Annotated in this window: 19 protein-coding genes and 3 tRNA genes; 13 read left to right on the top strand and 9 right to left on the bottom strand. The window is 40.5% G+C overall.

What is annotated here, in order from left to right; all coding sequences use genetic code 11:
- Window positions 1-44 precede the first annotated feature (44 nt).
- The 3 genes from tyrS to anmK form a co-directional block, all read right to left on the bottom strand.
- On the bottom strand, window positions 45-1,319 hold the full coding sequence (tyrS, locus tag HFU86_RS07940) for a tyrosine--tRNA ligase (protein WP_187129016.1): 1,275 nt from the start codon (window positions 1,317-1,319) through the stop codon (window positions 45-47).
- A gap of 160 nt (window positions 1,320-1,479) precedes the next feature.
- On the bottom strand, window positions 1,480-2,133 hold the full coding sequence (pdxH, locus tag HFU86_RS07935; protein ID WP_187129015.1) for a pyridoxamine 5'-phosphate oxidase: 654 nt from the start codon (window positions 2,131-2,133) through the stop codon (window positions 1,480-1,482).
- 20 nt (window positions 2,134-2,153) lie between these two features.
- On the bottom strand, window positions 2,154-3,278 hold the full coding sequence (gene anmK, locus HFU86_RS07930; RefSeq protein ID WP_255425954.1) for an anhydro-N-acetylmuramic acid kinase: 1,125 nt from the start codon (window positions 3,276-3,278) through the stop codon (window positions 2,154-2,156).
- Window positions 3,279-3,801: 523 nt separating this feature from the next.
- Between anmK and HFU86_RS07925 the strand changes: the two genes are divergently transcribed.
- Window positions 3,802-4,269: a glycine zipper 2TM domain-containing protein gene (locus tag HFU86_RS07925; protein ID WP_036953512.1), complete on the top strand. Its 468-nt coding sequence runs from the start codon at window positions 3,802-3,804 to the stop codon at window positions 4,267-4,269.
- 455 nt (window positions 4,270-4,724) lie between these two features.
- Here HFU86_RS07925 and slyA read toward each other — a convergent pair whose 3' ends face one another.
- The gene (gene slyA / locus HFU86_RS07920; protein ID WP_036953515.1) at window positions 4,725-5,159 is read right to left on the bottom strand and encodes a transcriptional regulator SlyA; all 435 of its coding nucleotides are present in this window, start codon (window positions 5,157-5,159) and stop codon (window positions 4,725-4,727) included.
- A gap of 507 nt (window positions 5,160-5,666) precedes the next feature.
- Window positions 5,667-5,906: a DUF1289 domain-containing protein gene (locus tag HFU86_RS07915; protein WP_132494866.1), complete on the bottom strand. Its 240-nt coding sequence runs from the start codon at window positions 5,904-5,906 to the stop codon at window positions 5,667-5,669.
- A 184-nt stretch (window positions 5,907-6,090) separates the two neighbouring features.
- On the opposite strand from HFU86_RS07915, the gene gloA reads away from it, so the two are divergent.
- Together gloA and rnt are read left to right on the top strand one after the other, a co-directional pair.
- The gene (gloA, locus tag HFU86_RS07910) at window positions 6,091-6,498 is read left to right on the top strand and encodes a lactoylglutathione lyase (RefSeq protein WP_132494864.1); all 408 of its coding nucleotides are present in this window, start codon (window positions 6,091-6,093) and stop codon (window positions 6,496-6,498) included.
- Window positions 6,499-6,626: 128 nt separating this feature from the next.
- Complete coding sequence (gene rnt, locus HFU86_RS07905; RefSeq protein WP_132494862.1) at window positions 6,627-7,271, top strand: ribonuclease T; 645 nt, start codon at window positions 6,627-6,629, stop codon at window positions 7,269-7,271.
- Window positions 7,272-7,361: 90 nt separating this feature from the next.
- Here rnt and HFU86_RS07900 read toward each other — a convergent pair whose 3' ends face one another.
- Complete coding sequence (locus HFU86_RS07900) at window positions 7,362-7,709, bottom strand: Grx4 family monothiol glutaredoxin (RefSeq protein WP_036953526.1); 348 nt, start codon at window positions 7,707-7,709, stop codon at window positions 7,362-7,364.
- A 599-nt stretch (window positions 7,710-8,308) separates the two neighbouring features.
- Here HFU86_RS07900 and sodB point away from each other — a divergent pair.
- The gene (gene sodB / locus HFU86_RS07895) at window positions 8,309-8,887 is read left to right on the top strand and encodes a superoxide dismutase [Fe] (protein WP_036953529.1); all 579 of its coding nucleotides are present in this window, start codon (window positions 8,309-8,311) and stop codon (window positions 8,885-8,887) included.
- 88 nt (window positions 8,888-8,975) lie between these two features.
- On the opposite strand, the gene cydH is transcribed toward sodB, so the two are convergent.
- The gene (cydH, locus tag HFU86_RS20295) at window positions 8,976-9,059 is read right to left on the bottom strand and encodes a cytochrome bd-I oxidase subunit CydH (RefSeq protein WP_108479009.1); all 84 of its coding nucleotides are present in this window, start codon (window positions 9,057-9,059) and stop codon (window positions 8,976-8,978) included.
- A gap of 267 nt (window positions 9,060-9,326) precedes the next feature.
- On the opposite strand from cydH, the gene purR reads away from it, so the two are divergent.
- A complete protein-coding gene (gene purR, locus HFU86_RS07885; protein WP_006660078.1) occupies window positions 9,327-10,352 on the top strand; it encodes an HTH-type transcriptional repressor PurR in 1,026 nt (341 codons plus the stop codon).
- A 15-nt stretch (window positions 10,353-10,367) separates the two neighbouring features.
- Here the strand turns inward: purR and punR are convergent, their stop codons facing one another.
- Window positions 10,368-11,273: a DNA-binding transcriptional activator PunR gene (punR, locus tag HFU86_RS07880; RefSeq protein ID WP_132494860.1), complete on the bottom strand. Its 906-nt coding sequence runs from the start codon at window positions 11,271-11,273 to the stop codon at window positions 10,368-10,370.
- A gap of 122 nt (window positions 11,274-11,395) precedes the next feature.
- On the opposite strand from punR, the gene punC reads away from it, so the two are divergent.
- The 3 genes from punC (at window position 11,396) to HFU86_RS07865 (ending at window position 13,845) form a co-directional block, all read left to right on the top strand.
- The gene (gene punC, locus HFU86_RS07875; protein ID WP_187129014.1) at window positions 11,396-12,619 is read left to right on the top strand and encodes a purine nucleoside transporter PunC; all 1,224 of its coding nucleotides are present in this window, start codon (window positions 11,396-11,398) and stop codon (window positions 12,617-12,619) included.
- A 173-nt stretch (window positions 12,620-12,792) separates the two neighbouring features.
- A complete protein-coding gene (locus tag HFU86_RS07870; protein ID WP_036953538.1) occupies window positions 12,793-13,548 on the top strand; it encodes a helix-turn-helix transcriptional regulator in 756 nt (251 codons plus the stop codon).
- A gap of 24 nt (window positions 13,549-13,572) precedes the next feature.
- On the top strand, window positions 13,573-13,845 hold the full coding sequence (locus HFU86_RS07865; RefSeq protein WP_036953541.1) for a putative quinol monooxygenase: 273 nt from the start codon (window positions 13,573-13,575) through the stop codon (window positions 13,843-13,845).
- Window positions 13,846-13,926: 81 nt separating this feature from the next.
- Here HFU86_RS07865 and HFU86_RS07860 read toward each other — a convergent pair whose 3' ends face one another.
- Window positions 13,927-14,604, bottom strand: coding sequence for a riboflavin synthase subunit alpha (locus tag HFU86_RS07860; protein WP_132494856.1), 678 nt, complete (start codon window positions 14,602-14,604; stop codon window positions 13,927-13,929).
- A 283-nt stretch (window positions 14,605-14,887) separates the two neighbouring features.
- Here HFU86_RS07860 and HFU86_RS07855 point away from each other — a divergent pair, with 283 nt between their 5' ends.
- The 5 genes from HFU86_RS07855 to pykF all read left to right on the top strand — a co-directional run bounded on the left by HFU86_RS07855 (window position 14,888) and on the right by pykF (window position 18,595).
- Window positions 14,888-16,261: an MATE family efflux transporter gene (locus tag HFU86_RS07855; RefSeq protein WP_036953546.1), complete on the top strand. Its 1,374-nt coding sequence runs from the start codon at window positions 14,888-14,890 to the stop codon at window positions 16,259-16,261.
- Window positions 16,262-16,420: 159 nt separating this feature from the next.
- Window positions 16,421-16,497 (top strand) — tRNA-Val (locus HFU86_RS07850).
- A 41-nt stretch (window positions 16,498-16,538) separates the two neighbouring features.
- A tRNA-Val gene (locus tag HFU86_RS07845) sits at window positions 16,539-16,615 on the top strand.
- 42 nt (window positions 16,616-16,657) lie between these two features.
- Window positions 16,658-16,734, top strand: a tRNA-Val gene (locus tag HFU86_RS07840).
- A 448-nt stretch (window positions 16,735-17,182) separates the two neighbouring features.
- Window positions 17,183-18,595 (top strand): pyruvate kinase PykF, encoded by a 1,413-nt coding sequence (pykF, locus tag HFU86_RS07835; RefSeq protein WP_036950412.1) that lies wholly within the window; start codon window positions 17,183-17,185, stop codon window positions 18,593-18,595.
- The last annotated feature ends 210 nt before the right edge of the window (window positions 18,596-18,805 follow it).

Here is an 18,805-nt window from a genome sequence, read left to right as displayed (position 1 = left end):
AGCCCGGAGATTTCCGGGCTATATATTACAAAGGTTCGTCAGAGCTATTTCCAGTTAACTAAGCAGTCATTTTTCTTACCGCGGCGGATAAGTGTATAACGACCAAATAAACGGTCAGCATCAGTGAATACATACATTGGTTCAGTTTGTTTCTGACCATTCACAGATACTGCATTTGAGCTGATTGCCGTTCTTGCTTGACCACGAGAAGGTGCCAGTTCTGAATCAACTAATGCTTGCTGGAGATCTGCACCATCTTCTAGGGTGATGCACGGCATACCGTCTTGAGCTAACTGTTCAAAGTCAGCTTCAGTTAAATCAGATACTGCGCCAGAGAATAAGCTTTCAGTAATACGTTTTGCAGCCGCGAGGCCCGCTTCACCGTGAACTAATTTAGTCACTTCTTCCGCTAATACATACTGTGCACGTGGTGCTTTACCGCTATTTTTGTCTTCTTCTTCCAACGCATCAATTTCGCTTAATTCCATGAAAGTAAAGAATTTCAGGAAACGATAAACGTCAGCATCCGCTGTGTTAATCCAGAATTGGTAGAATTTATATTGGCTGGTTTTCTTCGGATCTAACCATACTGCACCACCTTCGGTTTTACCAAACTTGGTACCGTCTGTTTTGGTGATCAGTGGAACAGTTAAACCAAACACTTGGTTTTGATGCAGACGACGAGTTAAATCAATACCAGATGTAATGTTACCCCATTGGTCTGAACCACCAATTTGTAACTCAACACCCATTTCTTTATTCATGTTCGCAAAATCGTAACCTTGTAATAGGTTATAGGCGAATTCAGTGAAAGAGATACCTACATCATCGCGGTTTAAACGCTGTTTAACAGACTCACGGTTGATCATTTGGTTAACGGAGAAATGTTTACCAATATCACGTAAGAATGTCAGCACATCCATTTTGCCAAACCAATCATAGTTGTTAGCTAGGCGTGCGCTGTTTTCACCACAATCAAAACTAAGGAATGGTGAAACTTGGTTACGGATTTTTTCTACCCACTCTTGAACGGTTTCTGTGGTGTTTAATTTACGTTCAGTAGCTTTAAAGCTCGGGTCGCCAATAAGGCCCGTTGCGCCACCGACCAACGCCACAGGCTTGTGCCCGGCTAGTTGGAATCGTTTTAAACACAGCAAAGGAACCAGATGTCCCAAGTGCAAGCTATCGGCGGTAGGGTCGAAGCCACAATAGAGAGAGATAGGGCCCTGCGCCAGTCTCTCTGCTAACGCATCCTCATCCGTTACCTGGGCAACGAGGCCCCGCTCTTGCAATTGTTTAATCAGGTTATTGCTAGACATCAATGACTCCATCAGTTGAATTTTGTCTATCTATTTTAATGTAGAAAATTGACAAAATGAGGCTTAGCTCAAAGGCTCGCCAGTATGATTTGTCAATTTTCTTAAACGAGGCTATAGCATAAAGCGCATATCAATTAAGCGCCAGCTAAAAAACCATTTATTACGGGGCTAATCGGTCAATTACCCAGCCATCCCCTTCTCTTTGGTACAGAAAGCGGTCATGCAGGCGGTGAGCGCCACCTTGCCAAAATTCGACACTGTTAAAAACAACGCGATAGCCCCCCCAAAAACTCGGTAATGGAACCTCACCATTTTTGAATTTCTGCTTAAGTTCTAAAAATTTCCCTTCTAAGATTCCACGCGCCGAAATCCGTGAAGATTGAGCTGATGCCCAAGCGGCGATTTGGCTATCTTTTGGGCGGCTATGGAAATATTTCAGTACTTCAATAGGGCTTAAACGCTCAGCAACACCTGTAAAATGAACTTGGCGTTCCAATTGATACCATGGAAAATGCAAACTGATTTTATTGTTATGCTCTAAATGCTGTGCTTTACGGCTTCCCAAATTGGTATAAAAGACTAATCCGTTTTCATCGAAGTGCTTTAATAATACGATCCGTTGATAAGGCTGCCCTGTTTCATCAACTGTTGCCACACACATTGCTGTCGGGTCAGTTAATCGCGCTTCACAGGCTTGCTTTAACCAGCGCTCAAACAATGGAATAGGATCTGGCGTTAAATCTTTGCGTCTCAATCCACCTTTTGTATATTCACGTCGTACCGCAGCAAGATCGATCTCTTCAAGTTCGTTCATTTTACTGTCCTTTCAAGCGGTTATTTTATATCAACATTCGCGGGGTATATCGCACCTAATACACTATCTCTGCTTGCGCCCGTTACTGATGCAAGGCTACCTGATAAGCCTGAAACTGTGCGAGCGGCAAGCCAAGCAAATGCCAGAGCTTCCATATCATCACCACTCAGCCCATATTTATCACTTGGCGCGACTTCAATACCCGGCAGTAATGTTGCTAATCGCAACATTAAGAATTTATTTTGAGCGCCGCCGCCACAAACAATTAATCGCTCGCAGCCACCACATAACTTAACTTGATCCACTATAGATACGGCGGTCAATTCACACAATGTTGCTTGAACGTCTTCAGGAGATAGCAATTGAAAATGCGCCAAATTCTGTTCTAGCCATTGCATATTAAAATATTCACGCCCAGTACTTTTAGGAGCCGAACGTTTAAAATAACTATCATTAAGCATCACATTTAATAATGCTTGGTTCACGGTTCCTGTTTTTGCCCATTCACCATCTTTATCATACGCTTGTTGCTTGTTACGCCAGACCCAAGTGTCCATTAACATATTACCAGGCCCTGTGTCATAGCCTTTTACATATGCATTTGGCAGCAATGCAGTAACATTAGCAATCCCGCCAATGTTAAGCACTATACGTTTTTCTGTCGGATGCCCTAATACGGCTAAATGAAATGCAGGAACTAACGGAGCACCTTGTCCACCATAAGCCATGTCTCTGCGGCGAAAATCCCCCACAGTCGTTATTCCCGTTAATGCCGCTATGCGATTGTTATCACCAATCTGCATAGTAAATGGTGTTTCACTATCAGGTTCATGCCAAACCGTTTGCCCGTGACAACCAATCGCAATAATATCTTCGGGAGATAGACCCGTTTGATGAAGCAGCTGATTAATGGCATCGGCATATATTGTGCCAAGTTCTCTGTCTATTTTTCCCAATTCAGAAAGTGTTGTTTCTTGCCCTTGGCAGATATTGAGAATGCGCTTTTTCAGCTCAATCGGAAATGCGGCGCTCAAGCTAGCTTGCTCTGCAACAAACTTATCATTAATTGCAGCTAATACGACATCAACACCATCTAGGCTGGTTCCTGACATAACACCGATATAGCGACCCGATTTAATCATCATTATTCCCTTTAACGTGTCTATTCACTCGATGAGATAAACTAGGAAAGATTGTGCTTTTAGAGAAAAATTTGTCAACTGATCGATTCAATTTCTCGTAGCGCTTCGCAGGAATAATAAATAATTGATAGAAGAGATTAAAATAGTGAGCAAAATAGCAGCAATGAGTCACTTTGCTATCTCTCATTTATTTAATTTGATTTATAATGGTTCATTCTGTAATTATCTGCTACACCTTAAGGTGAGTAGTTTTTATTACAGGTGAAAATTCCATATTTAGCCTTTGCCATAAATTGATGTTCTAAAATAGTCAACAAATAGATGACTCTTTAGCAAAGGGTGCCTTGAATTGGGATTTTGGGTGGAATTTGAGATATTTTACCTAGTGTTGATGAATTATTTAATTCAAAATTAGTAGTCTAGGCTCTGTTATCTAAAACAAATTTTGATGTTGTTGTGCTTATGGTAAGAACAAATCTTCGATACTACGTTACTACCACGAACAGCAAGTCTCATAGGAGTTATTATGCTTAAGAAAGTTTTTGTAGGTGTTGCTGCGGTTGTTGCGTTATCTGGCTGTGTCAATACAAGTACGCTTTCTGGTGATACTATTTCAGCTCAAGATGCTAAACAAGTCCAAACTGTAACTTATGGTACGGTACTCAATGCACGCCCAGTTACCATTCAAGCGGGCGAAGATGGTAACGTGATTGGAGCAATTGGTGGTGCAGTTATCGGTGGTCTATTGGGTAATACCGTCGGTGGCGGTACTGGTAAAACGCTAGCAACAGCAGCTGGTGCAATCGCGGGTGGTTTAGCGGGTCAACAAGCACAAGGTGCCCTAAATAAAAGCCAAGGTGTGCAGCTTGAAATCCGTTTAGACAGTGGTAAAAACATTGTTGTGGTTCAAAAACAAGATCCTGCCGCTTTCCGTGTAGGTCAGCGTGTTATGATCGCAAACAGCGGAAATACAGTTACTGTGTCACCCCGCTAATTTGATATAAGTTTAAGATAAAATGCGTTCACCGACTAATTAATCGATGAACGCATTTTTTATTTAAATCATAATTATCGTTTTACTTTTTAGCTTATTAATAATATTTTTTATCGAATCTGAGCTCTTTACTATCTTTTTGTCTATGAGTTCCACTGCGGAAATTTATTAAATGTTTGTGATTGATATCATTCAAGTAAAATGTAATTTATACAATTTGAATTCTCTATCTTTCTTGAGCCACATTTTTTATTCATATTTTTACACCTTAATATCCCATATATTTAAAAATCAACTCATAGTAGTGAAATACAAAGCCGCCTCACATAATAAAATCATGTACCTAGATAGAAGCACATATTATGTGAATGGTGGCTATAGTTATTAGATTAATATATGTTTATGCGAATTATATTCATCGAATGAAAAATAAATTATAAAATACAATTATTAATCTATGAATCATTCTGTAAGCGTAGAATATTTTTCTCCAATCTTAGCAGTAATAAAGATAACTGACTTAGTTCATCATGACTAATATTACTTAAAATTTCTGTCCGAGTATTATTAATCACTTGATCAACCGTTTTGATGAAAGGCTCCGATTCCTCTGTGAGTTTGATTCTCTTAGCACGTCGGTCATTCGCACATGTATGACGAGAAATGAGCCTTTTTTCTTCTAATTGATCCAATGTTCTGACCAAGGAAGGTTGCTCAATACCAATTGCCTTTGCCAATTGAATCTGCGACTGCTCGGGCGGTAACTGGCTAATATTATGCAGTGTTACCCAATGTGTTTGCGTGAGTTTAAGTGGTTTGAGGCGATAGTCAATCAATGCTCGCCACATACGGACTACACGAGATAATTCAGTTCCAATTTGAGATTCCAATTTACCCTCCTTTATATAATTATAATGTCTAAAAAATATACCAAATACATATTATTTTTTGAATTATATATTAACTCCCTTTTATCTTTACAACCTTTTATTGAGCCAATACCTCATAAATACCTATATATAGTGAGCATCAATAAATCATTGAGTGATATACATCTTACTTTCCTCCATGATTTTTCATATAAAAACAATATAATCACTTAATAAGACAATCTATCAATTATCTTATTAATAAGAATAGCCTTACTCTTCTTTCGAATCTATCTATTTTAACCCTTATAGTAATTACAACTAACAATAAAAAATGCAATGTCAAATAAACCCTTCAAAAACAAAGTAATATAGTTATTCTTAAAATTATGTCATTTACAGTTGATTTAAATGAACTTCATCATCGTTTTGAATAAATAAAATTTTATTGAAATGTAACTACTTGAATTAATCTAAATGAATTGATTTTTGATTGAATTATCTTATTTTTAATAGTTTTATTATCAATCAAAATAGAGGTTGTTGAGGATCATTCATCTCTTCTTGAGCCACTTTCTTATTATTTACTCTTAAAAATCGCTGGCGACATAAACGGATGACATGACGTTTTTCTGCGTTAGTTAGCTGCAACCAACCAAAACGTTCATCTCGGGTTCGATAACAACCTCGGCAATATCCCTGCTCGTTGGTCTGGCATATCCCACGGCAAGGGCTTGGAATATCAAAAAACTCAAGTTGTTCTGCCATCGTTAACCACCCGTAATATAAACATAAAATTATGATATACTCCCTCGAATTGAGTATAGCCATGATATGACTAAAAAATAAACCTCAATCGCTGTATTTAGTCATATTGTCACGTTATATTAATAGATAAATCGATTCGACTTTAAGTATTATTGCCTGAAGAATTTATAGGGAAACTACTATTATGCGCTTACTACATACCATGCTCCGTGTTACCGACATGCAACGCTCCATTGATTTTTACACCAAAGTATTAGGTATGCGCTTACTGCGCACGAGCGAAAATACAGAATACAAATATTCTTTAGCATTTGTCGGTTACAGTGATGAAAGTGAAGGTGCTGTTATCGAGTTAACTTATAACTGGGGCGTAACAGAATATGACTTAGGTAATGCTTATGGCCATATTGCATTAGGTGTTGATGATGTTGCTAAAACCTGTGAAGACATTCGTCAAGCAGGTGGAAATATCACTCGTGAAGCTGGTCCAGTCAAAGGTGGTACAACCGTTATCGCATTTGTTGAAGATCCAGATGGCTATAAAATTGAGCTTATCGAAAACAAAAGTGCAAGCAAAGGATTAGGAAATTAATCCCTCACATACATTTTATATTTTAGGTGGTGATAACCATCACCTAAAATATCTTCAGTATCTACCTGCAAAAATGCATTCCCTTTGGCATAATGAAAGCCAACCAGAAACTGTAAATTGAAAGCCTAATGTCTGAAAAAAACAACCCTAACTCACTGGTTAACCGCTTCCGGGGTTACTACCCTGTCGTTATAGATGTTGAAACTGGTGGGTTCAACCCTAAAACTGATGGTCTATTAGAGATAGCGGCCATTACACTCAAAATGGACAAAGATGGCTGGCTAGCCATTGATGAAACGCTGCATTTTCATGTAGAACCATTTGAAGGTGCGAATTTGGAGCCCTCTGCGCTGGAGTTCACAGGTATTGACCCCTCGAATCCCCTACGTGGTGCAGTGAGTGAATATGAAGCATTACATGCCATTTTTAAAACAATTCGAAAAGGTATGAAGAATACCGATTGCAATCGCGCGATCATGGTGGCTCATAACGCAAATTTTGATCACAGCTTTGTTATGAATGCGGCAGAACGCTCTGGGTTAAAACGTAACCCATTTCATCCCTTCGCAACCTTTGATACCGCCGCACTGAGTGGATTAGTTTTTGGACAAACCATTCTTGCAAAAGCGTGTGTCACCGCAGGTATTCCATTTGATGGCAAGCAAGCCCACGGTGCCCTATACGATACTAACCGTACCGCGCTATTATTTTGCGAGTTAGTCAATAAATGGAAAAAATTAGGTGGATGGCCACTACCTAGTGAGCCTCAATAACCTCGCCCCCTAAATACAAAAAAACCGTATTAGTTTTAGGCTAATACGGTTTTCATCAATATAAGCATTAAAGCCTATTCAACCATTTAATTACTCAGTGATGGTTTCATCTGCTGGACGGTATTTGTCTGCAGTTTCTTTGATCAGAGCTTGTAATTCGCCGCGTTGGAACATCTCAACGATAATGTCACAACCGCCAACTAACTCACCATCAACCCATAACTGTGGGAATGTTGGCCAATTAGCATATTTTGGTAGCTCTGCACGAATATCTGGGTTTTGTAAAATATCAACGTAAGCAAAACGCTCACCGCAAGAAGACAGAGCTTGAACAGCTTGAGCAGAAAAACCGCAGCTAGGCAGTTTTGGAGAGCCTTTCATGTATAATAAGATTGGATTTTCTTTAACTTGGCGCTCAATTTTTTCGATAGTTGTCATTTTATATCCTAAAACGTGGGTGCTGATTTTGCAGTCACTGAGCCACTTTGAATCATTTGCAAGGCAACTCATTAGACAGAACACATTGACCGGTGTAATCGCCGGCATAGTCAAAACATCGCAAATTGTTCCGTGATTGTTTCATACAATATGCCAGTTTTATAAGGTGAATACTATAGCACTCCTATTTGCTGTACTCAAAAGGTGAAAAGCAAATAGCAACGTTTTCTTTTTACTATAAAAAATTCACTCTGGGTGTTTTTGCCGTGTAATCATGGGAGTTATTTGTTAATATATTAGCAAATTAATAACACTTGATGTATTTCCCTGCTCTCCAATGACAATAACGACACGCAGTGGAATAATTATTATGCAACTTACTAACAATTAAGGCATAAATAGCATCATGGAACAGGTTTTTTCTTACTGTAACCTGTATTCTGTTATGATAAATCATGACTTACAATGCGGCGCAATAGCTCACCACGGTTCGACGTCACTACACTAGAAGTAGATTAATTAATAGAAGTACATTTAATTTCGCTCATTTTACGAGCAAACACCCTAAACACTGAATAAAAGCAATCAAGGAGTACGCAATGTCTTTTGAATTACCAGCTCTACCTTATGCTAAAGATGCTTTAGAACCTCATATCTCTGCTGAAACCTTAGAATACCACTACGGTAAGCACCACAATACTTATGTTGTTAACCTGAATAACCTGATCAAAGGCACCAAATTTGAAGGTCTGTCTTTAGAAGAAATCATTAAAACTTCTGAAGCTGGCGTATTCAATAACGCGGCTCAAGTTTGGAACCACACTTTCTACTGGCACTGCTTGGCTCCAAATGCAGGTGGCGAGCCAACTGGTAAAGTTGCAGAAGCTATCAACAAAGCATTCGGTTCATTTGCTCAGTTCAAAGAGCAATTCACTGATGCCGCAGTTAAAAACTTCGGTGCAGGTTGGACTTGGTTAGTGAAGAAAGCAGATGGCAGCCTGGCTATCGTTAACACGTCTAACGCGGCAACACCAATTTCTGGTGACGATAAGCCAGTTCTGACTGTTGATATCTGGGAACACGCATACTACATCGACTACCGTAACGCACGTCCAAAATACTTAGAAAACTTCTGGGCGTTGGTTAACTGGAAATTTGTTGAAGAAAATCTGGCTTAATTTTAGTTCAGATCTAAAATGACTAAGGGCGAGTATAATACTCGCCCTTAATTATTTCTCATCCTTAGTAGATAGGATGGAAATGAAATCAGAAAATGTGCACAGCAAACAAAATAATTACAGCTAAAGAGCCAAACGCAGCTAGCAATCCATATTTAAAATCTGTATCCATGAGACCCTCTCATATAAAGAAATTGAATTATCAAATAACCATAAAATAAAAAGGTTATTTCAGTATACATGCACAAAAACGTAAAACCAGTGTCTATATCACATGTTATAACATCAATTATTTCTTTCGTTTTTGCGCTAGATCAGACAAAATCGACAACAAATCGCTAAATTATTGCCAGCAAAGGTACTATGCATCAATATGCAGGTAATTATTTAACTAGAATTATTTTAGAGACCAAGTTTTGGTTAGGAGTTTTTTCTTCTCATGGCAACAATTAAAGATGTGGCGAAACGTGCGGGCGTCTCTACCACAACCGTCTCCCATGTTATCAACAAGACGCGTTTTGTCGCTGATGATACAAAAACAGCCGTTTGGGCCGCCATCAAAGAGCTCAATTATTCTCCGAGTGCGGTTGCGCGTAGTTTAAAAGTCAACCACACCAAATCAATTGGTCTGTTGGCAACATCAAGTGAAGCCCCCTATTTCGCAGAAGTGATCGAGTCTGTCGAGAATAGTTGCTATGAGAAAGGCTATACTCTAATTTTATGTAACTCTCACAATAACTTAGGTAAGCAAAAAGCGTACTTGCAAATGTTGGCACAAAAACGTGTCGATGGGCTACTTGTGATGTGTTCAGAATATCCTGACACCTTGATAGGTATGTTGGAAGATTACCGAAATATCCCAATGGTCGTCATGGACTGGGGTACCTCTCGCGGGGATTTCACTGACAGTATTATTGATAACTCTTTCCACGGTGGTTACTTAGCGGGTCGTTACCTTATTGACCGTGGTCACCGTGAAATTGGCGTGATCCCTGGCTCTCTCGAAAGAAATACAGGTATTGGGCGTTTAACCGGCTTCAAAAAAGCCATGGAAGAAGCCAAAGTCACATTAAAAGATGAATGGATTGTTCAAGGGGATTTCGAGCCAGAATCAGGCTATAAAGCGATGATGCAGATCCTCAGTAACAAGCACCGCCCAACGGCAGTCTTCTGTGGTGGAGACATCATGGCGATGGGGGCAATCTGTGCGGCTGACGAGATGGGATTACGTGTCCCTCAAGATATTTCCATTATTGGTTATGATAACGTGCGTAATGCACGCTATTTCACGCCTGCATTAACCACAATCCACCAGCCAAAAGAGCGTTTAGGTCAAATGGCGTTTGCGATGTTGCTCGATCGTATTGTGAATAAACGCGAAGATGCGCAAACGATTGAAGTTCATCCGCGTTTAGTTGAGCGCCGTTCCGTGGCTGACGGTCCATTTATTGATTATCGCCGCTAAGTCTACCTCAGCACATTAGCTCGTAAACCACTCCGCGTTGAGCGTTTCGCTATCACCAAGATAGTCAAGAAGCCATCTCAACGCTGGAGAGGTATCATTCTCAACCCACGTTAAGCAGCAAGGGCTTTCAGGAAACGGCTGTGCTAATTTCAGCTCAACAAGCTTGCCTTCTGCACACAATGGCGCTGCACGGTGCTCAGGAACCATTCCCACACACAGGCCATTTTCCAAGCACGCTAAACCACTTTCCCAGTAAGGCACAACTAAGCGACGTTGGTTATCCAGCGCCCAAGTATCTCTTTTCGGTAAGCTTCTTGAGGTATCTTCTAAACACAAACTTGGATATTCACGCATTTGATCATCCGTCAGTTTGCCTTGAATTTTTGCTAATGGATGATCGGGGCTCGCAACACAACGCCACGACATAAAGCCCATATCACGGAAACTATAGCGCTCTCCAATTGGTGAAGCACGGGTCGCTCCAATCGCAACATCCACACGTCCATCGGCTAAAGCATCCCAAACTCCATTAAACACTTCAGGGTGGATATACAGTTCAATATCAGGGAAATGACGATAAAAATCCAAAATCAGCTGTTCCGTACGCTGCGGTTTTACGATGCAATCAACAGCAATACTGAACTGTCCGCGCCATCCATTGGCGACTTGTTGGCATTGATGTCGAGTATCAATCATTTTTTTGATAACACTTCGACTTTCTTTAATAAAGATAACCCCGGCTTCCGTCAATACCACATCACGGTGACGACGTTCGAATAGCGGAACTGCTAACCATTCTTCGACTTGTTTTACTGTGTAACTGATCGCTGAAGGGACTCGATGCAGCTCATCCGCAGCACCACTAAAGCTTCCCGTTCGAGCAACTGCGTCTATGACTTCAAGTGCATGAGCTGACCACATTTTCTTTCCTTTCAAATTATTTGATAGCAGAGTCCAAATATTACCGTTTCACAACGTAAAAAAATAGCCTATACAATAAGATAACTATCAACATTATTTTAAATATAGATTAAGCAAAAACTATGACAAATACTGCGACAAAAAACTCCTCTGGATTTTTGATTTATCTTGCTGGCCTAAGTATGCTGGGGTTTTTAGCCATCGATATGTATCTGCCTGCCTTTGGTTCAATGCAAACAACCTTAAATACGACTGAAGGCGCTATCAGCGCATCATTAAGTATCTTTCTAGCGGGCTTCGCGTTTGCCCAGCTATTATGGGGACCCCTTTCAGATAAATTAGGACGCAAACCTATCCTCATTGTGGGGCTCTCGCTGTTCATTGTTAGCTGTCTAGCAATGATTTGGGTCACCGATGCCACTCAGTTATTAATTCTTCGATTCTTGCAGGCCGTTGGCGTTTGTTCTGCTGCGGTTTTATGGCAGGCTCTCGTTATCGACCGCTATAACGAAGCTGATACCCAAAAAGTATTTGCCTCTATTATGCCTTTAGTGGCGCTTTCTCCTGCATTAGCGCCACTTTTAGGTGCCTGGGTGCTTGAACACAAAAACTGGGAATTTATCTTCATCGTGCTGATGATGGTGGGCGTTTTACTCCTGCTACCGACTTTGATGCTAAAAAAAGTGGCACCGAAAGTCATCGCAGAAGAAAACCAGCCACAAACCAAAGTTTCCTTTGCTACCTTGCTAAGCTCCCCTGTTTTCAGTGGTAACGTACTTGTGTACGCAGCATGTAGCGCTGGCTTTTTTGCATGGCTAACGGGTTCGCCGTTTATTCTACGTAATATGGGATTTAACCCTGCGGATATCGGCCTGAGTTATATTCCTCAAACACTGGCATTTATTGTCGGGGGATACGGCTGCCGCTTCGTATTAGCTAAAGTTCGCGCTGAAACGTTGTTCCCAATCTTGCTAGCGGGTTATGCCGTTAGTATGATTATTCTCTTTGTGATGGCGATTTATACGCAGCCAACATTAACCATGATTTTGGTTCCATTTTGCTTTATGGCAGCAATGAACGGAGCATCATACCCAATTGCAGTCGCCAAAGCCCTCAATACGTTCCCATCTGCTAGTGGTAAGGCTGCTGCACTACAAAATGCTTTACAGTTAGGGTTATGTTTCTTAGCTAGTTTATTAGTGTCTGCTCTTACATTTGACCCTTTACTCGCTACAACTGGCGTGATGGCATTTACTGTAATCCCAATGATTATAGGCTATTTCATGCAGCGTTGTGCTAGCAAGTCCAATAATGCGATTAAGCACACTGAATATCAGCATGACTAATCGTTAGTTAACGTTATTTTTTGGCATCATAATAATCAGTTCCGTTACTATTATTAATAACGGAACTGATTTTTAATAAATACGTTATTTGGTGAATATATCGTTTATAGAGTTAATTTTTTCCCTATAACACGCTATTATTAGCATATTCAATTATGACGTTTTGAAGAGCCATGCTGAAACAGTATTATCCTCCTGATGAATTAAAAGAATTTGTTAGTTCAGTTTTGATTATCAAGAAATTTACTGATGCTATTAAGATCTTCCCAGGCACAGGTGCTGAAATATGGGTTTCGACTGAAAATATCAGTATGTCGACTCACGAACATACATCCGTCAATCCATTTCAGTTAATCATCCCTAGAGTCAATATATTTACGGCTATCCCGAATAATGCCAGCGTGATGGTTCTACGTATTCGCCACGATGCCTTACGTTTTTTACTTCCCCAACGCACGTTAAATTATACGGATATCCCTACTCCGCTTAGCCAAGTTTGGAGTGATAACTGGTTTAAAGCATTGGCCAATTCTTCTTTTAAAGAGTTGAATTCGTGTTTTTATGTCACTAAAGCAACTAAAAAAAACCATTTTATTGACCAAGTTATCGATTCCCTTTATCGCAATCCAAATAAAAAAATTACCGAAATTGCCGATGATATTGGCTACAGCGCACGCTTAGTTCAAAAAGAGTTTTTAAAAGAATTTGGGATCACGCCAAAACGGTACCAGATCAATTGTCGCTTAGAGCAAGTGATGAAAACCATGGTAAAGGAACAAGATACTTATCGTTGGTTTGAAACGGGTTATTATGACCAATCCCACTTTTATCGCGATTTTAAGCGTTACTTTACCATGACACCGTCGGCGTTTTTAAAGTCAAATTATTCGCTTTTTTACAATACAAAAACAAAGTCTCCATTAAGATAGTTCTGAGTACATAAGGAGAATGGTATGAGTATTGTTGTATATGCCCAAATCACTACCGAAAAAAAGGACGGGTATTTAACGAAGAAAATCGTTAGCGAAATTGCCAAACGCAGCCGGATGGAAAAAGGATGTTTGCAGTATGACCTAATGGCAAAAGAAAATGGCTACATTGTGTTTGAAGAGTGGGAAAATGCACAAGCATTAGAAATGTATCAAAAAAGCGCTCATTTCAAACAACTTGTCGACGCGATTGAACGTGACAATGCCATTTTTTCGGTCAATTTTAGTGAGAAGTAATAGAATATCCCGGTGAATTTATTACCTACCGATTCAACAGGTTATAGCTCTACATAGAGCTATAACCTTATCAAATCAAAACTAGATTGATGATTTCTCGCTGTCTACTGAGTCTTCACTTTCTTGTTTCTGCTTCAATAATATTTCTTGCTCTTTTTGATGCAAAACACGCTCAACAGTATCAACAATAGCCTGAGTCTGTGGGTCAATCTCAATGTTGACTTTATGACCCAGTCGCTTGCTACCCAGTGTTGTTCTCGCCAACGTTTCTGGGATCAAATGCACACAGAAACGGTTATTGATAACATCACCGACCGTTAAGCTAATTCCATCAATCGCCACAAATCCTTTATGTAAGATATATTTCATCAAGGCTTTATCATAAATAGATAGCCAAACTTGATGATTATCTTCGGAAGTGAAAATTTTGCTAATTTCCGCTGTGGTTACAATATGACCCGAAACCACATGTCCGCCAATTTCATCACCATATTTCGCAGCACGTTCAATATTAACCACATCCCCTTCTTTTAACTCACCTAAATTAGTGAGGCGCAATGTCTCTTTGATTAAATCAAAGCTAACGTTCTCCCCCTCAATTTTAGTCACCGTTAAACAGCAACCGTTATGCGCAACGGATGCACCGGTTTCTAAACCCACTAATAATTCCGGTGTGAATTTCATGACATGAGTACGGAAATTAGCTCTTTCCGTGATTGAGATAATTGGAGCGGTTCCTTGAACAATGCCTGTAAACATAATGACTCTCAGTGCAGTGAATTAATGAACTCAGTTTACCTAAGAATTTTCAGAGATCTATCTTATTTGAGTGGTTATATTTATGCTGCCATCACAAAACATTTAAACGGTTTCTATACTAATCTGCTGTTTTATTATTCTTATCTATAACTATGTTGGATTGGTTACATAAAAGAGATAGAATAAGGGGTTAGCATTAACTATCTGATTTTTTAGTAAATCATAGATTTTCATTCCGCTTTTTTCTTTTTCTTAATTCGAAACTTATTGTGAAGGTGTATGCGTGCAGAAATATATTACAGAAGCGCGTAGCTTGTTGGCTCTCGGTATCCCTATCTTCTTCGCCCAATTTTCCCAAACCGCAATGGGGTTTGTGGACACCATCATGGCGGGAAGTGTTAGCGAAATCGAAATGTCAGCTGTGGCTGTTGGTTTTTCTATTTGGTTGCCTGCTATTTTATTAGGGCAAGGTATTCTCATGGCACTCACGCCAATCATCGCTCAAATGAACGGTTCAGGTCGCAGAAACCTGATTGGCGACCAAGTTCAACAAGGCTTGTGGCTAGCCTTTATTTTAGGCGTCAGTATCATGTTACTGTTGTATAACAGTAAATTGATCATTAGTAACATGCCTCATATTGACCAAGAGTTAGCCGATAAATCAGTTCGTTTCCTACACGCGATTATGTGGGGAGCCCCAGGTTACCTATTTTATCAAGTGTACCGTAGCCAGTGTGAAGGGTTATCAAAAACCAAACCTGGCATGGTCATTGGTTTTCTTGGCTTGATGGTCAATATTCCAGTGAACTATATCTTCATTTATGGTCACTTTGGCGCACCTGCCTTAGGTGGTGTTGGTTGCGGCGTGGCGACAGCAACAGTGTATTGGGCAATGTGCCTGATGATGAGATGGTATGTTAAACACGCACCAAATCAGAGAGATATTCGCCCTGCTCAGCCATTAGGCGCACCAAATCCAGATATCCTGAAACGCATTATTGTGCTCGGAACACCGATTGGTCTGGCGTTGTTCTTTGAAGTCACCCTGTTTGCAGTTGTTGCCCTATTGGTCGCTCCTTTAGGGGTTGTTGCGGTCGCAGGTCACCAAGTGGCGCTTAACTTTAGCTCTGTGATGTTTATGTTCCCGTTATCAATGGGTATCGCCGTCACTATTCGAGTTGGCTATAACTTGGGACGTCAGTCTACCGATGCCGCAAAAGTCTCTTCCTATACTGGTTTAGCGGTAGGATTAAGTTTAGCTTGCTTAACGGCTATCTTTACCAGTACGTTCCGCGAACCTATCGCCATGATGTATAACAAGAATCCTGAAGTAGTTGTTTTAGCATCTAGCTTGATGCTCTATGCAGCGCTTTATCAGCTTTCAGATTCTATTCAAGTCATTGGTGCTGGTGTGTTACGTGGGTATAAAGATACTCGCTCAATCTTCTTTATTACCTTTACAGCATATTGGATTCTAGGTTTACCGTCTGGTTATGTTTTAGCGTTAACCGACTTCATTACCGAACCGATGGGACCAAAAGGTTTCTGGTTAGGATTTATTATCGGGCTCACCGCCGCGGCTATTGGTATGGCAACACGAATTTTGTGGATCCATCGCCAACCTGACAGCGTCGTTTTATTACGTTCAACGCGATAATTGGCGTAATTTTCAGCATTTTATGGTAAGGCGGTAAATGTTTTTCTGCGAATAGTTTTAAATACGAGCAAACTCTCGCAAAATTACATTTTCCCCTTGCCAGATTGACAGCAGAACGTTAATATTCGTCCCCGTCGTTAGAGCAGTAATAATTGATATGCGTCCGTAGCTCAGTTGGTTAGAGCACCACCTTGACATGGTGGGGGTCGGTAGTTCGAGTCTACTCGGACGCACCATTTAAATTCATCACTAGCGACAAACAAAGTTTCACCTCAGTGCGTCCGTAGCTCAGTTGGTTAGAGCACCACCTTGACATGGTGGGGGTCGGTAGTTCGAGTCTACTCGGACGCACCATTTGAATTTGTCATCAGTGACAAACCAAAGCTTCATCTCAGTGCGTCCGTAGCTCAGTTGGTTAGAGCACCACCTTGACATGGTGGGGGTCGGTAGTTCGAGTCTACTCGGACGCACCATTCTACTTATTCCGAATCATTATTTATCCTGAGCCCTACTTACCCTGATTAAAGTGCTTTTTTCAAATATCATATTTATCTTGATTGTGATTTTGTTTTCCCTTATTTTGTTGCGCAACCCACTTTCAACTGAAAATCTCGCTGTTGTTTGATCTTAATTACTTCTGCATCAAATTTAGCAAAATTTGATTTGTCTCACAGTTTGATGTTGTTTATAATAATCCCACAAGCTGAAAGGTTTCAACAAAGACAAATCAGCATGTTAGCTTTAATGAAAAATGTCATCTACACTATAATAAGAGTCAAAAAGTGACGTTTTTTAAATAACCAGATTTTGAATACCAGACTGTCGCCTATTCTTATAAATGAGTTGCGCAACATAGACTATCTTGCGCATTAAGCATCGGCGGCAATACCGATTTCCTTTATAACCATTAGATAGACTGCCATGAAAAAAACCAAAATTGTTTGTACCATCGGTCCAAAAACCGAATCAGAAGAGAAATTAACTCAGTTATTGGATGCAGGCATGAACGTCATGCGCCTTAACTTCTCCCACGGTGACTATGAAGAACACGGTCAACGTATCAACAACCTCCGCTCTGTCTGTGCAAAAACCGGTAAACAAGCAGCTATTCTGCTGGACACTAAAGGTCCAGAAATCCGCACCATGAAACTGGAAGGCGGCAATGATGTTTCTCTCGTTGCAGGTCAAACTTTCACTTTCACAACAGATACTTCCGTTATCGGCAACCAAGAACGCGTTGCAGTCACTTACCCTGGCTTAACCAAAGACCTGAAAGTGGGTGACACCGTTTTAGTGGATGATGGTTTAATCGGTATGACCGTAACCAACATCACTGCAACTGAAGTCATTTGCCAAGTATTAAACAATGGCGATCTTGGTGAGAAAAAAGGTGTTAACTTACCGGGCGTTTCTATTGGCTTACCTGCGCTGGCAGAAAAAGATAAAGAAGACCTCGTTTTCGGTTGCCAACAAGGCGTCGACTTTGTTGCCGCTTCATTTATCCGTAAACGTTCAGACGTTGAAGAAATTCGCGCTCACCTGAAAAAACACGGTGGCGAAAATATTCAAATTATCTCTAAAATCGAAAACCAAGAAGGTTTAAATAACTTCGACGAAATTCTTGAAGCCTCTGACGGTATCATGGTTGCTCGTGGTGACTTAGGGGTTGAGATCCCAGTAGAAGAAGTTATCTTCGCCCAAAAAATGATGATTGAAAAATGTGTTAAAGCTCGCAAAGTCGTTATCACTGCGACTCAAATGCTAGATTCAATGATCAAAAATCCACGCCCTACCCGCGCAGAAGCTGGTGACGTTGCAAACGCCATCTTAGACGGTACAGATGCTGTTATGCTGTCTGGGGAAAGTGCGAAAGGTAAGTATCCAGTTGAAGCTGTGACTATCATGGCAACTATCTGTGAACGTACTGACCGCGTTATGCCAACACGTATTGAAAATCAAAAACCAACCCAGCGCTTACGTGTGACTGAAGCTGTCTGCCGTGGTGCCGTTGAAATGTCTGAAAAACTGGACGTGCCATTAATCGTTGTCGCAACTTATGGTGGTAAATCCGCAAAATCAGTACGTAAATACTTCCCTACCGCACCGATTCTGGCTCTGACAACTAACGAAGAAACTGCTCGCCAGTTACTGTTAGTGAAAGGCGTTATTCCGATGATCGTGGGTCCTTTCGAATCCACAGATGATTTCTATCGTGAAGGCAAACGTGCAGCGTTGGAAAGTGGTTTAGCGGTTGAAGGTGATGCCGTCGTGATGGTATCCGGAGCATTAGTACAAAGTGGTACAACAAATACCTCATCAGTACATGTTCTGTAGTTACCTTGCATCACAGTTGTCCTGCATAATCTAGCGTGACATTAACCCTATTGCTTCACGACAGTAGGGTTTTTATTATCTGGAATAACTGAAATTTAGCAATCCGTGCGAAACATAATTTCAATAGGTTACGTTATGATCCGCGAAGATATAATTCACCCAGATTTTGATTACAAGGCATTTACAAAATAAATCATAAAACGATAACCA

Source organism: Providencia sp. JUb39 (assembly GCF_012272845.1).
GTDB classification, from domain to species: domain Bacteria; phylum Pseudomonadota; class Gammaproteobacteria; order Enterobacterales; family Enterobacteriaceae; genus Providencia; species Providencia lanzhouensis.
This window is presented reverse-complemented; position numbering and strand designations above follow the sequence as displayed.